Raw genomic sequence first — 13,094 nt, 5'->3', positions numbered from 1 at the left:
GCCGACCAGTGAGGAGCCACCGACGTGTCCGGGCAGCAGATGTTCCGGCCGGCCAAACCGCGCCGCGCCTTCGACGAGATCATCGCGCAGATCCGCGATCTGATCCAGCGCGGTGAGCTGAAGCCCGGCGACCGGCTGCCCTCCGAGCGGGTGCTCGCCGAGCAGTTCGCCGTGAGCCGCAACACCGTCCGCGAGGCTCTGCGGATGCTGGAGATCTCCGGGCTCATCACGCTGAAGAAGGGCGCGACGGGCGGGGCGTTCATCTCCCGCGCCGACTCCTCCGTGGTGGCCCGCAGCCTGTCGGACACGCTCTACCTGACCGACTTCTCCCTCGCCGACGTCACCGAGGCGCGCCTGTGGATCGAGTCGATCGTCGTGCGGGTGGCCTGCGAGCGGATGACCGAGGAGCAGCTCGCCGCCCTGGACGACAACGTGAAGGTGGCGGCCAAGCTCACCGACGAGCAGGACTGGGAGCGCAAGGCGCTCGTCCATCTGGACTTCCACAACCTGCTCGCCGACGCGACGGGGAACCCGCTGATGTCCATCATGATGCGGTCGCTCATGGAGATGATGCGTGAGATCGTCCTCAGCGTCGGGCCGACGCAGAGCGACTTCATGCTCCGGTCCCGCCGCAGGCTGCTGACGAAGTTCCGGCAGCGCGACGCCGACGGCGCCGTCCAGGAGATGGAGCGGTACCTCAGGCGGCTCCACAAGCTGTGGCTCAGCGGCTCCTACCCCGGCTCCCGGACGGCGGGCGCCGCGACGCCTTCCGCGTAGCCGAGGCCGGGGGCGCGCCGGGCCCAGTCGGTGATCTCCTGGTGCGCGTGCCCGAGCCGCAGCACCTCCGGCTCGCCGCGCGGCCGGCCGATGATCTGGAGGCCGGCCGGCAGTCCTTCGCGGGTGAACCCGCACGGCACCGAGAGCGAGGGCAGCCCGGTGAAGTCGGCCGGGAAGTTCAGGCGCGCGTTCGCGGTCAGCACCGGCTCGACACATCCGTCCGGGAAGCGCACGACGTCCTCGCCGTACCGGGCCGCCGGCGCCGCCACCGCCGGCGCGACCAGGACGTCCACCTCGTCGAACAGGCCGCGCCACCGGCGGACGACCTCGGTGCGCAGCCGCTGCGCCTGGATGTAGTCGGTGGCCGGGATCATCCGGCCCGCCGCGAGCGTCGCCGCGAGCGCCTCGCCGTAGCCGCCGCCGGGACGGTGCGGGTGGTCGCCGTGGAACGCGGCCGCCTCCGCCGCCATGATCGTCATGTGTGCGGGGAACACGTCCTCCACCATCGGCGGCCGGACCTCGCGGACCCGCGCCCCGGCGTCCCGCAGGGCCGCGATCGCCTCGCGGACGAGCGCCTCCACGTCGGGATGGCAGTCGTCGAAGAAGAACGCCGACGGCACGCCGAGCGTGAGCCCGGCGGCCCCTCCGCGCAGTCGCGCGGTGAAGTCGGGTGCGTCGGGTCCGGTGACGGCGTTCATCACCAGGGCGATGTCCTCCGCGGTCCGCGCGATCGGGCCGGCGTGGTCCTGCGACCAGGCCAGCGGGACGACCCCGCGCATCGGGACCAGTCCGTAGGTCGGCTTCAGGCCGGTCACCCCGCAGTGCGCGGCAGGTCCGCGGATCGAGCCGCCGGTGTCGGTCGCCATGCTCACCGGCGCCATGCGGGCCGCGACGGCCGCCCCGGAACCGCCGCTGGAACCGCCGGGGACGTGCTGGAGCGTCCAGGGGTTGCGGGTGCCCGGCGTGGCCGACCCGTACGCGAACTCGTGGGTGCGCACCTTGCCGAACAGGACGGCCCCGGCGCCGGCCAGCCGCTCCGTCACGGCCGAGTCGGCGGTGGCGAGATGCCCGTCCCGGGCTCGGGAGCCGGCGCCCGTGCGCAGTCCCGCGATGTCGTAGAGGTCCTTCATCGCCACCGGGACACCATGGAGCGGACCGCGCGGCCCCCGCCGGACGATCTCGGCTCCGGCCTCCCGCGCGGCGGCGCGTGCCCGGTCCGCCATCACCTCGACGAAGGCGCCGACGCGTCCGTCGACCGCCGCGACCCGCCCGAGGACGGACTCCAGCAGCTCCGCCGGCGACAGCTGTCCCGCGGAGATCGACGCCGCCGCCTCGGCCAGCGTCAGCTCGAACGGCTGCATCGCGTCACCGCCACTCCGGGTCGAAGACCGTGGCGGGCGGGGTGTCGCCGAGATCGAGCGCCGCCAGTCGCTCGCCGAAGCCGCGGAACATGGCGTGCGCCTCGGCCGTCCGCTCCAGTCCGCCGGGGAGGTGTGTGATGCCCGCCGCGCGGAGCAGGACGGCGAGGTCGTCGGCGGACGGGGGCGCGGCGGCCGCCCGGTCGTCTTCGGAGCGCTGGGCCATGATGCCACCTAATCATTGGTTGATCCTTTGATATACACGGAAGCGAGAACCCGTCAAGAGAGGCCGCCCCATGCCAGAGACGCTGACCCGGTTCGACGCCGGTGTACTGACGCTGACGTTCGACCGGCCGTCCAGCCGCAACGCGATGACTCCGGCGATGTACGAGGCCGTCCACGATGCCTGCGAGCGCGCCGACGGCGACGCGGCGGTCCGGGTCCTGGTGCTCCGGGGCGCGGGGACGGACGCCTTCGTCAGCGGGACCGACATCCGCTGGTTCACCGGCTTCACGGGCGCGGACGACGGCGTCGCCTACGAGGCCGCCGTGACACGCGTCCTGCACCGGCTGGAGGATGTCCAGGTGCCGACGCTCGCCGTGGTCCGAGGCCACTGCCTGGGCGGCGGCCTGGCTCTCGCCGCCGCCTGCGACCTGCGGGCGGCCACCCCTTCGGCGCGTTTCGGGGTGCCGATCGCCCGCACGCTCGGCAACTGCCTCTCGCCGAGCACGCACGCGCTGCTCCTGCACCACTTCGGCCCCGCCCGCTGCCTGGACATGCTGCTGAACGCCCGCCTGTTCACCGGCGAGGAGGCCGAGGCCATCGGTTTCGTGCAGCGCCTGGCCGGCGAGGACGAGCTGGAGACGGAGGTGGACCGGCTCCTGGACGGCCTCCGAACCCATGCCCCCCTGACGATGTGGGCCGCCAAGGAGACGCAGCGGAGGCTGCGCCGCCAGAACGTCCCGGACGGCACCGACATCGTCGCCCGCGTCTACGGCAGCACCGACTTCCGCGCCGGCGCAGAGGCATTCGTCCACAAGACCCACCCCCGCTGGACGGACCACCCACCCCGTTGACTTGCGGCGTGTTGCCCTTATGAGAGCCGGATAAGGGCAACACGCCGCAAGTCAACGCCGGTCAGCCGCCGTTGGACTGGCCCGGGGTCTGGTACGCGGCGGCCTCCTTCGCGGTGTACAGCTCCTTGGTGAGCAGCTTCAGCCCGCCGGGCTGCTTCGCGTCCGGGCGCGACACGTACACCGACTTCGACGGGGCCAGGCCGACCTTCGAGTAGTCGAGGGTGGGCAGCAGCCCGCCGGTGTCGATCGCCGAGGACGCCCGCAGCGCCTTCTCCATGCTCTCCCGCGTCAGGCCGCCCGACGCGCACGCCTTCTTGACGACCTCGGTGTAGACCTGCGCGGCCGCCCAGCCGACGTTGATGCCGTCCTCGCCGCCCTTGATCCCCTGCGGCTCGGCCTTCTCGAACTCCTGCTGGATGTCCTTGGCGACCTTGTTGTCCGTGCCGAACGGCAGCCGGGAGCTGACCAGGTAGAACTGCTTCTGCAGGGCGTCCGCCGACGGCGTCTTCAGCAGCTGCGGCAGGAAGGTCGCGCTGTTGCCGAGGATCGGCACCCGCCAGCCGCTCGACGACGTGACCGAGGCGACCGAGGCCGCCTGCGTCGGCAGCGTGCTCAGCATGATCGCCTTCACCTTCTGCGACTGCAGGCCGCGCACCTGGCGGGTGAGGTCGGACTCGGCCGGGTCGACCTGCACCGGAACGAGCTTCAGCCCGTACTTCTGCGCCGCGAACTTCGCCCCGCGCAACGCGTTCTCCCCGTAGCTGCCCTGCCAGTAGATGTGGCCGAGGGAGTCGCCCTTGCGCAGGATCTTCTGGTCCACCAGGTAGCCGATCCCGCTGATCGTCTCCAGGTCGTAGGGCGTCCCGTAGACGAGCACGTCGGGCGAGGTCAGGGAGTTGGAGTCCCAGCCGAGGATGCCCGTCACCACGTCATCGTTCTGGATCTTGCTCTTCAGCGCCTCGAACTGCGGCGAGCCCAGCAGGGACAGGTAGCCGAGCACGTCCGGGGTCGTCTTGCGGTAGAGGCTGATCGCCTTCTGGACGTCGTAGCCGTGGTCCTCGACGGCGAGCTCGACCTTGCGGCCGCAGATCCCGCCGGCCGCGTTCAGCCGGTCCAGGTACATCCGGGACCCGGCCAGGTCGACCCGGCCCTGCCCGGAGATCGCGCCCGACAGGTCGGTCAGGTACCCCAGCTTGATCGTCTTGGCGGTGACGCCGGGCCCGGCCCCGCCCTCCTCTCCGCCCGGGGGACTGGTGCTGCAGGCGGCGGCCGCCGCCAGGGCGAGGGCGGTGAGGGCGGCGGCGGTCACCGGTCCGCCCGCGCGAAGGTGTCTCATCGAGAACTCCTGAGTGTGGAGACCCCGGGCTTCAGCCCTGGGGAGGAAACACGCCCCCGCGTGGTGTCGCGCCGTTCCTCGAACATGCGAGCGAACCTTATCGGCGGCGGCATAGGATGTGAGGCATGGCGCGGCAGGTGAAGCGGGCTTTCCGGTACCGCTTCTATCCCACGGATGAGCAGGCGGCGGAGCTGTCCCGCACGTTCGGCTGCGCGCGCCTGGTCTACAACCGGGCGTTGGAGGAACGAACCCGCGCCTGGTATTCGGAGCAGCGCCGGCTCTCCTACGTGGAGACCTCCGCGATGCTCACCGCCTGGAAACGCACCGAGGAACTGGCGTTCCTGGGCGAGGTGTCGAGTGTGCCTTTGCAGCAGGCGTTGCGGCACTTGCAGACGGCGTTCACGAACTTCTTCGCCAGACGCGCTGCCTACCCGCGTTTCAAGTCGCGAAAGAAGTCCCGCGCCTCTGCGGAGTACACCCGCAGTGCGTTTGCGTGGCGTGACGGGCTCTTGACGCTGGCGAAGATGCCCGAGCCGCTCGCGATCGTGTGGTCCCGGCCGCTGCCCGAGAGCGCCGCACCGTCCACGGTCACCGTCAGCCGCGACGCGGCGGGGCGCTGGTTCGTGTCCCTGCTGTGCGAGGACACCATCACCCGCCTCACCCCGGTGGAGACGGCTGTGGGGGTCGACGCCGGGGTCACATCCCTGGTCGCCCTGTCGGCGGGTGAGAAGGTCGCCAACCCCCGGCATGAGCGCCGCGACAGCGGGCGCCTCGCCAAGGCTCAGAAGGACCTGGCGCGCAAGGCCAAAGGCTCGAAGAACGGGGAGAAGGCCAAGGCGCGGATCGCTGACCGGCGCCGGGACTTCCTGCACAAGCTGCCGACTCGGCTCGTCCACGAGAACCAAGTGGTCGTGATCGAGGACCTGAACGTCGCAGGCATGGTCCGCAACCACTCCCTCGCCCGCGCCATCTCGGACGCGAGCTGGCGGGAACTGCGGACCATGCTGGAGTACAAGGCCGACTGGTACGGCCGCGAACTCGTCGTGATCGACCGATGGTTCCCCTCCAGCAAGCTGTGCTCGGAGTGCGGGACGGTCGCCGAGAAGATGCCCCTCAACGTGAGGGAATGGGAGTGCGGGTGCGGCGCCCGCCACGACCGGGACGTCAACGCCGCGCGCAACATTGTGGCCGCCGGGCTGGCGGTGACGGCCTGTGGAGCTGACGTAAGACCCAAACGGCGCAAGCCGAGCGGGCAGACAGCGACGAAGCAGGAACCCCAACCGGTGACGGCTGGAATCCCCCGCCTTTAGGCGTGGGGAGGAAGTCAAGCTCGGATCCTTTCGGTGGGCCCGGAGGCCGGGGTGGGGGCCGCGGAGGCGGCCGGGTCGCCGCTCGGTGCGCGGCGGAGCCGCAGGAGCGGGCCGGGGCGGCGCGCCCCGGCGACGAGGATGACGATGATCAGGGCGCCGAACACGAACTGGGACAGCACCCCGGTGTCGAGGCCGCCGCCGCCCGCCGTCGAGGTGAACGGGATGTGCTCGGAGTACTCGGCGAGCAGCAGCGGGATCCCGGTGACGACGAACGCGCCGGCCACCGCGCCGCGGGTGGAGCCCATCCCGCCGATGACGATCATCGCGAGGTACTGCACCGACAGCGTGAGGCTGAAGTACTCGGGCACGACGTGCTGGAAGAGCAGCCCGAGCAGGACCCCCGCGATCCCGGCGTAGACCGACGACAGCGTGAACGCGAGCGACTTGTACCGCTGGACGTGGATCCCCGCGGCCGCGGCGGCGGGCTCGCTGTCCCGGATCGTCCGCAGCCCGCGGCCCACCCGGCTGTGCAGCACGTTCCGCATGAACAGGCAGGCCAGCACCAGCACCGCCAGGACGAGGTACCAGAGCCGGTCGAACGCGCCGAACGGCTGCCCGAGGACGTAGAGGTAGGGGCTCTGGTCGCCGAAGTGGAAGCCGAAGAGGTCGAACTCGGGGATGTCCCGCCCGTAGGCCCCGCCCGTGAGCGGGCGCGCGTCCGCGAGCACCTGCTTGCAGACCATGATCAGCGCCAGCGAGGCGAGGCCCAGGTAGATGCCGCGGACCCGCGCGGCGACCGGACTGAACAGCAGGCCGGCGACGCCCGCCGCGGCGACCGCGAGGACGGCGGCGACCGGGGTGGGCAGGCCCGCGCTGCTCGTCCCGGCGTCGCCGCTGCCCGGACCGAGGTAGGCGTACCCGTAGGCGCCGATGGCCAGGAAGAAGCCGTGCGCCAGGGACAGCTGGCCGTTGACGCCGACCAGCAGGTTCAGGCCGATCGCGCCGACCGCGGCGGCACCGGAGAACAGGATGAGCTGCTGCCAGAAGTCCGGGAGCGCGAGTGGCGCGGCCAGCAGGACAAGGGCCAGGACGGCGAGGGCCGCCGCGCCGGCGGCGCGATGGCGGGAGAGCCGGGTCCACGGACTGGTGTGCACGGAGTCCTCCTCCGTTGGATTGAGGCAGGGGAAGGCGGCGGGACGGCGCGAGGGGCCGGCGCCGGAGCTGAGCCGGGACGGCTCAGATGCGGTACAGGGGGCGCTTGCCGAACAGTCCGTGCGGCCGCCACAGCAGGACCGCGACCATCAGGATCCAGGGGGCCACCGTGTCGAAGCCGTGCCCGAGGAAGTCGAGCCGGTCGTGGTAGCCGGACACCAGCGACTGCGACAGCCCGACGAGCAGCCCGCCCGCCACCGCGCCGCCGACGGAGTCCAGCCCGCCGATGACCGCGGCGGGGAAGGCCAGGATCGCGATCTCGCTCGTGCCGACGACCAGGCCCGCGCTCGGATAGGTGGTGAGGAACACCCCGGCGACCGCCGCGAACACGCCGCCGAGGATCCACGCCGAGTCCGACACACGCCGCAGCCGGGCCCCGACCATGCTCGCGATCTCCGGGTCCTCCGCGGTCGCCCGCGCCGACAGGCCCATCATCGTGTACCGGTTGACCAGCATGAAGCCGCCGATGATCAGCACCGAGACGAGCAGCGCGCACAGCCGCGACACCGGCAGCCGCAGCCCGCCGGCGCTGAGCGTCGCGTCCCCCCACGGCGCGCCGGTCGACATGATGTTGGCGCCGAGCCGGCGGGTCAGCTCGGCGGTGAGGATGACGTTGAGGCCGATGGTGATGATCCCGCGCACGTCGGTGCCCGCGTCCCGCGTCGGCAGCATCGCGATCCGGTTGACCAGCAGGCCGGACACCGCCGACACGAGGATCCCGGCGGCGAGGGCGCCGCCGAAGCCGAGCCGGGAGTGCAGGCTCGCCACGACGAACGTGCCGAGCACGAGCATCGACCCGTGCGCGAAGTTCGGGGTCTTCGTGCCCCGGAAGATGACGACGAAGCCGATCGAGATCAGCGCGTAGATCAGTCCCAGTGACAGCCCGTCGACCAGGAGGTTCGCAAGACGCATGGCTCTGTCCTTCCGCCTCAGGCGGTCTCGGTGGACGGGGTGCCCGGGGCCGCCGCGGCGCCGGCCGGCGGATCCTCGCCGAGGTAGGCGGCGATGACCGCGGGATCCGCGCGGATCTGGTCCGGGGAGCCCCGCGCGATCACCTCGCCGAAGTCCAGGACGGTGACCGACCCGGCGAGGCCGAGCACGAAGCGCACGTCGTGCTCGATCAGCAGGATCGTCAGGCCCAGCGACCCGTGGACGGTCCGGATCAGCTCCGCCATGGCGTCGATCTCACCGGCCGTCATGCCGGCCACCGGCTCGTCCAGGAGCAGCAGCCGGGCCTCGCCCGCGAGCGCCCGCGCGATCTCGACGCGCTTGCGGGTGCCGTACGGCAGCGGCCCGCACGGACGGTGCAGCAGCGGCCCCAGTCCGACCAGCTCGGCCATCTCCGCGCACCGCTCTCGGGCCGCGCGCTCCTCCGCCCGCGCGCCGGGCAGCCGCAGCCCCGCGCGCAGCACGCCGCTGCGTCCTTGCAGGTAGCAGCCCAGCATGATGTTCTCCAGCACGGTCTCGCCGTCGGACAGCTCCAGGTTCTGGAACGTGCGGCTGACGCCGAGCCTGGCGATGCGGTGCGGCCGCATGCGGGTCAGCTCCGCCTCGCCCAGCCGGACCCGTCCCGCGCTCGGCCGGTAGAACCCGGTGATCACGTTGAACAGCGTCGACTTGCCCGCGCCGTTCGGCCCGATGACCGCCGACACCGACCCCGGCGCGACGTCGAGGCTCACCTCGTTCAGCGCCCGCACGCCGGAGAAGTGGACGCTCACCGCCTCGACCGCCAGTGCCGCCCCGGCGCTCATGATCCGGCCTCCGCTTCTCTCTCCCGTCCCGTGCCGCCCAGGTACAGGTCGCGGACGACACCGCTGTCGTCCATCTCCCCGGGGGCGCCACGCCACTCCACCCGGCCGAGCCGCAGCACCAGGACCTGGGTCGCGAGGCGCCGCGCGAGCGCGATGTTCTGCTCCGCCAGCAGGACGGTCGTGCCGCGCTCCGCGATCCGGGCGATCACGTCGCCGACCATCGAGATCGCCGTCGGGGCCAGACCGAGGGACGGCTCGTCCAGCATGAGCAGCCTCGGCCGCGACATCAGCGACCGGCCGATGGCGAGCATCTGCTGCTCGCCGCCGGACAGCAGCGCCGCCCCCGTCCGCCGCTTCTTGCGCAGGACGGGGAACAGGTCGAGCATCTCGTCCAGCAGCGTGCGCCTGTCCTTGCGGGCGCCCAGGGCGAGCGAGCCGACCAGCAGGTTCTCCTCGACGGTCATCTCCTTGAAGATCCGCCGCCCCTCGGGCACATGTGCGATGCCGCGCCGCACGATCTCGGCGGGATCGAGCCGGTCGATCCGGTCGCCGGCCAGGGTGACGCCGCCCGCGCTGACGGTGCCGCGATGGAACCGCAGGGTGCCCGACAGCGCGCGCAGCAGCGTCGTCTTGCCCGCGCCGTTGCTCCCGACGAGCGCCACCGTGCCGCCCTCCTGGACGCTCATCGTCAGGTCGCGGACCGGATGGATGTCGGCGCCGTAGCGGACGGTGATATCGGTGAGCTCCAGCAGCCCGCCCATGGCATGGCCACCTCCGTTCGGACGATCGCCCTGGTGACAGGAAGGTTCTTTGGTTGATCCTTTGGTACTAGGTACCTTTGCCCAAGTCAATGGCCCGTGACCGAAACGATGGCCCTTAGAGCCAACTTTTCAAAGGTCCAACCTTTGACTATCATGGCCAGGGCGGCGCCGCGGCTCGTAGGTTGGCGGGTGTGAGCGGCTATGACTTGATCGCGTACGCGGGCAACGCGGAGGACGTCGTGCTCATGCGCGCCTGAGCTGGCGGGGCGTCAACGTCGAGCCGTTGCCGGGGGGGCGGGCGAGGAGGCGCGGACGTACGAGGCCGCGGTGAGCCGGTCCGGGGTGGCCTCGGACTTTGGAATGACTGCGAGGATGGTCGGCTTGCCGATCCTGGAGGCGCCGTGCTGGACTCGCTGATCATCGATCGTGTCCTCGGTGACCGTTCCTTCGCCGAGATCGGGTTTCCGTCGGTGGCGGCCGTCAGCGAGTCACGGGGGCTCGTCGTCGCCGGTGGCGCGGTCGGCCCGCCCGGATGGCAGCCCGGCACCCTCACCAGCGGGCGGAGCACCCACCGCATCGGGGTCTACGGCATGGACGGCCTGCGCTGCCAGTACCTCCTGCCGTCGCGGTGGCCGGTCAACACGATCGCGTTCCACCCGGCGCTGCCGCTGGCGGCCATCGGCACCGGAAGCTACGACGGCGGCTTCGTCTACAAAGGCGAGCTGCTGCTGCTCGACCTGCTCTCGGGCGAGGCCGTCTCCGCCCTGGTCTCGGGGCGGGACGTCCGGTCCGCGCGGTGGCGCGACGAACGCAGTCTCGACCTGATCCTTGCGGCGACCGACGATGAGAGCGGCGAGGGTGATACCTGGGGTTTTGCCGCGTCCATCGCCCGTGACGACTGGGCGGCCCCGTCCGCCAAGACGATCGGCCCGGACGAGCTGGCCGGAGACCGCGTGCCGTCGGTGCGCGGAGGCGCTCCGGAGGCGGCGCTGCGCACCCTGGAATCGCTCAGCGCGACTTTCACGCCGCGCCGCCAGGTCCGGGCGGTGGAGCCGCTGCGCGACGGCCGGGTCCTGGCCGCATTGGACGAGGTGCGGCTTGAGTCGTGGCTCCCGTCCGGTCTGCGGGAGTGGGTGGCGCCGGTGCCCGGTGGCGGTGGCAGGCGGATCGTGGTCACGCCGGATCAGCGGGCGGCCTGGGTGGAGATCCAGTGGGCGCCCGGCTGGGACGGATCCCGGGTGCGGTACCGGCCGAACGGTGCCGAACGCCTGTCGCTCCACAACGGCGAGGTCCTGCGTCCCGCCGGTTCGCAGACCCCTGTCGTGGTGACCGGGAGGCAGGACGGCTGGGTGCTGCTGCTGGACACCCGGCACGCCCCCACCGAGGCCGCCACCACCCTGGTGTCCCCTGATCAGCAGGAGTCGGAGCCCCTCGACCTGGGCGGGTACGAGTTCGCCAACGCCACCTTCGTCATCCGCCGGAGCCCGGAGCTGCTGTTCCTCCAGCCCACACCGCACGGCGTGTGGATCGCGGCCGTGGAGCCGTCCGGCGCGGTCCGGCCGCTGTTCCCCCTGGACTGGGATGCCGGACGCGGTACCCGGCTCTTCGGCGGGCCTGGCGTCCGGTTGCCGGACGCCCTGGTCCATGCCGGCGTCGTCAGCCACTCGGGTCCGCACCGCCGGATAGAGGCGTTCGTAGCGCGGCGGCGGGCGGACGGCGAGCCCGAATGGGTCTCCGAATGCGAAGCCGTCGTCACGGCGATGGACGCCGCCGGGGACACGGTCCTGGTGGCACTGGACTCAGGCGAGGTCATCGCCCTGGGCGCCGCGGACGGCAGGCTCCGCTGGAGGCGGTCGCTGACCGTCCACGGCATGCCCACCTCCGCGACATCGCTCGCGGTATCGGACGACGGCCGTGTCCTCATCGGCACCGCGGACGGACGCATCCTCGACGCCCGCTACTGACTCGTGTCCCGATTGGCCCCGGCCACGGCGTGAGTCCAGTTCACGGCGTTAGCGCGCGTTCTGGCGCTGGTGGTCTTCCAGCATGACGTCGAGGCGTTCGCGGAGCAGTGTGCGGCCGAGGTCGTCGTAGGCGCGGGCCCATAGGGGGTGGAGTGCGGGAATGCGTTGTGCGTCCTCGTGGTAGGCGGCGGTGAGACCGAGAAGAGCGCTCGCCGGATAGCCCGCATCGAGCATTTGGGAGGCGTCCGCCAGAATGGCATCTGTCTCCCCGATAAAGGTCGGGTATTCGTCGGCGAAGGCGTCGTCCGGTGCGAGGACGCCGACACCGATGCCGGACGGGTCGGGTTCGTGGCGCCAGCCGACGGGCGGCGCCAGATCGAGGGGGACCTCCGCGTCGCCGCCGCCCGGGTTAACCCCGTATTCCGGGGTGGGGTGGATACCGAGTTCGGTGGAGAGATGTGCCACCCGGGCGCGCTGAGAGTCTCCTCCGCTGCGCAAGGCGAGGGAAAGCAGAAAGGTGAGGCCGTCCAAGGTGTTCCGGCCGATGACGCCCGGCTCCTTATGGCCGAAGGAGGCAACGGGATGGTCGCTGCGGCCCAGTTCCGGCGCCGGGACCACCCAGCCGATGCAGGTGCCGTTGCCCAAGTCCGCGAACGGCAGGAGTTCGGGCACGGACCAGAACGGCACGTTGTGTCGGCGAAACACTCCCTCTGGGTAGCAGTCCTCCCAACCAGGGGGCGCGAGCGGTACCTCGCACAGGTCGAACGGCAGGGCAAAGCTGCCCTGCACGCGGTAAGGGTCGTACAGGCCCTCCTCGTAGAGGTCCGTCCCGAGGAACCCCTCCTCCCAGGCGATATCGATCACCTTGGCGAGCGCGGGCGGAGTGGGGAACGGGAACAGGTCGTCGGCCCAACGCGGTGGAGTCGTCATGGCCGAGCAGTGTCCCACCCACGTCCGACAGCGCCATGGCTTGGTCGGGGTGGAGGTGTTCGGCGTCGAGGTCGCCGCCGACGATCCCTGATCGGGAGATACATAAAGGGTGTATATAAAGCTGCTATGCTTTAGGCATGAGTCGCCGAGATGCCGCGCACGGCGCTTCCGATGCCATCGGGTCAGCCCTCTACGGTCTGGCCACCAGGGCCGTGAGACGCCTTCCCCGTGACATGAGCCTCACGTCCGCCGCCACCTTGGCCACCCTGGACAAGACCGGCCCGCGACGGATTACCGATCTGGCGGTGGCCGAGGGCGTCACCCAGCCCGCGATGACCGTCCTGGTCCGGGTGATGGAGGAATCCGGGCTGGTCGAACGGAAGGGCGATCCGTCCGACAAGCGGGTCACGCTGGTGTGCCTGACCGAGGCCGGCGCGTCGTACGTCCGGACTCGACGCCAGGCGGGCGTCGACGCGTACGCGCGGTTGATCGACGAACTCACCGGTGACGAGGTCGGGGCCTTGGCGGCAGCCCTTCCGGCGCTGCTGCATCTGGCGGAGCTCGAAAGCCACGCCCGAGAGGAGTCGGACCGGTGACCGCGGCCCGGGCTCATGACCAG

Annotated in this window: 13 protein-coding genes; 5 read left to right on the top strand and 8 right to left on the bottom strand. The window is 71.4% G+C overall.

What is annotated here, in order from left to right:
• Nucleotides 1–24 precede the first annotated feature (24 nt).
• Complete coding sequence (locus E1293_RS07100) at nucleotides 25–777, top strand: FadR/GntR family transcriptional regulator (RefSeq protein WP_132195085.1); 753 nt, start codon at nucleotides 25–27, stop codon at nucleotides 775–777.
• Here E1293_RS07100 and E1293_RS07095 read toward each other — a convergent pair.
• Together E1293_RS07095 and E1293_RS07090 are read right to left on the bottom strand one after the other, a co-directional pair.
• Nucleotides 732–2,138 carry an amidase gene (locus tag E1293_RS07095; RefSeq protein WP_132195083.1) on the bottom strand — a complete coding sequence of 469 codons (1,407 nt, stop codon included), beginning with the start codon at nucleotides 2,136–2,138 and terminating at the stop codon, nucleotides 732–734. The two genes, E1293_RS07100 and E1293_RS07095, sit on opposite strands and share 46 nt — an antisense overlap.
• A 4-nt stretch (nucleotides 2,139–2,142) precedes the next feature.
• Nucleotides 2,143–2,361, bottom strand: coding sequence for a hypothetical protein (locus tag E1293_RS07090; RefSeq protein ID WP_132195081.1), 219 nt, complete (start codon nucleotides 2,359–2,361; stop codon nucleotides 2,143–2,145).
• 70 nt (nucleotides 2,362–2,431) lie between these two features.
• Between E1293_RS07090 and E1293_RS07085 the strand changes: the two genes are divergently transcribed.
• Entirely contained in the window at nucleotides 2,432–3,211 is a 780-nt protein-coding gene (locus E1293_RS07085; protein WP_132195079.1) for an enoyl-CoA hydratase, read from the top strand.
• Nucleotides 3,212–3,272: 61 nt separating this feature from the next.
• Here E1293_RS07085 and E1293_RS07080 read toward each other — a convergent pair whose 3' ends face one another.
• Nucleotides 3,273–4,547 (bottom strand): ABC transporter substrate-binding protein, encoded by a 1,275-nt coding sequence (locus E1293_RS07080; protein ID WP_132195077.1) that lies wholly within the window; start codon nucleotides 4,545–4,547, stop codon nucleotides 3,273–3,275.
• Between the two features lie 125 nt (nucleotides 4,548–4,672).
• Here E1293_RS07080 and E1293_RS07075 point away from each other — a divergent pair, with 125 nt between their 5' ends.
• Nucleotides 4,673–5,857, top strand: a complete 1,185-nt coding sequence (locus E1293_RS07075) for an RNA-guided endonuclease InsQ/TnpB family protein (RefSeq protein WP_132195075.1) — start codon at nucleotides 4,673–4,675, stop codon at nucleotides 5,855–5,857.
• Nucleotides 5,858–5,871: 14 nt separating this feature from the next.
• On the opposite strand, the gene E1293_RS07070 is transcribed toward E1293_RS07075, so the two are convergent.
• The 4 genes from E1293_RS07070 to E1293_RS07055 all read right to left on the bottom strand — a co-directional run bounded on the left by E1293_RS07070 (nucleotide 5,872) and on the right by E1293_RS07055 (nucleotide 9,581).
• Nucleotides 5,872–7,011, bottom strand: coding sequence for a branched-chain amino acid ABC transporter permease (locus E1293_RS07070; RefSeq protein ID WP_132195073.1), 1,140 nt, complete (start codon nucleotides 7,009–7,011; stop codon nucleotides 5,872–5,874).
• 82 nt (nucleotides 7,012–7,093) lie between these two features.
• The gene (locus tag E1293_RS07065) at nucleotides 7,094–7,981 is read right to left on the bottom strand and encodes a branched-chain amino acid ABC transporter permease (protein WP_132195071.1); all 888 of its coding nucleotides are present in this window, start codon (nucleotides 7,979–7,981) and stop codon (nucleotides 7,094–7,096) included.
• 17 nt (nucleotides 7,982–7,998) lie between these two features.
• Nucleotides 7,999–8,820: an ABC transporter ATP-binding protein gene (locus tag E1293_RS07060; RefSeq protein ID WP_132195069.1), complete on the bottom strand. Its 822-nt coding sequence runs from the start codon at nucleotides 8,818–8,820 to the stop codon at nucleotides 7,999–8,001.
• Nucleotides 8,817–9,581 carry an ABC transporter ATP-binding protein gene (locus tag E1293_RS07055; protein ID WP_132195067.1) on the bottom strand — a complete coding sequence of 255 codons (765 nt, stop codon included), beginning with the start codon at nucleotides 9,579–9,581 and terminating at the stop codon, nucleotides 8,817–8,819. The genes E1293_RS07060 and E1293_RS07055 overlap by 4 nt, the downstream gene beginning before the upstream one ends.
• 401 nt (nucleotides 9,582–9,982) lie before the next feature.
• Here E1293_RS07055 and E1293_RS07050 point away from each other — a divergent pair, with 401 nt between their 5' ends.
• The gene (locus tag E1293_RS07050) at nucleotides 9,983–11,545 is read left to right on the top strand and encodes an outer membrane protein assembly factor BamB family protein (RefSeq protein ID WP_132195065.1); all 1,563 of its coding nucleotides are present in this window, start codon (nucleotides 9,983–9,985) and stop codon (nucleotides 11,543–11,545) included.
• A gap of 48 nt (nucleotides 11,546–11,593) precedes the next feature.
• Here E1293_RS07050 and E1293_RS07045 read toward each other — a convergent pair whose 3' ends face one another.
• On the bottom strand, nucleotides 11,594–12,475 hold the full coding sequence (locus E1293_RS07045) for a hypothetical protein (protein ID WP_132195063.1): 882 nt from the start codon (nucleotides 12,473–12,475) through the stop codon (nucleotides 11,594–11,596).
• 137 nt (nucleotides 12,476–12,612) lie between these two features.
• On the opposite strand from E1293_RS07045, the gene E1293_RS07040 reads away from it, so the two are divergent.
• On the top strand, nucleotides 12,613–13,071 hold the full coding sequence (locus E1293_RS07040) for a MarR family winged helix-turn-helix transcriptional regulator (protein WP_243716073.1): 459 nt from the start codon (nucleotides 12,613–12,615) through the stop codon (nucleotides 13,069–13,071).
• The last annotated feature ends 23 nt before the right edge of the window (nucleotides 13,072–13,094 follow it).

Source organism: Actinomadura darangshiensis (genome assembly GCF_004349235.1).
Taxonomy (GTDB): domain Bacteria; phylum Actinomycetota; class Actinomycetes; order Streptosporangiales; family Streptosporangiaceae; genus Spirillospora; species Spirillospora darangshiensis.
Note: the sequence above shows the minus strand (reverse complement) of the source record. Positions and strands in the feature narration are given on the sequence as shown.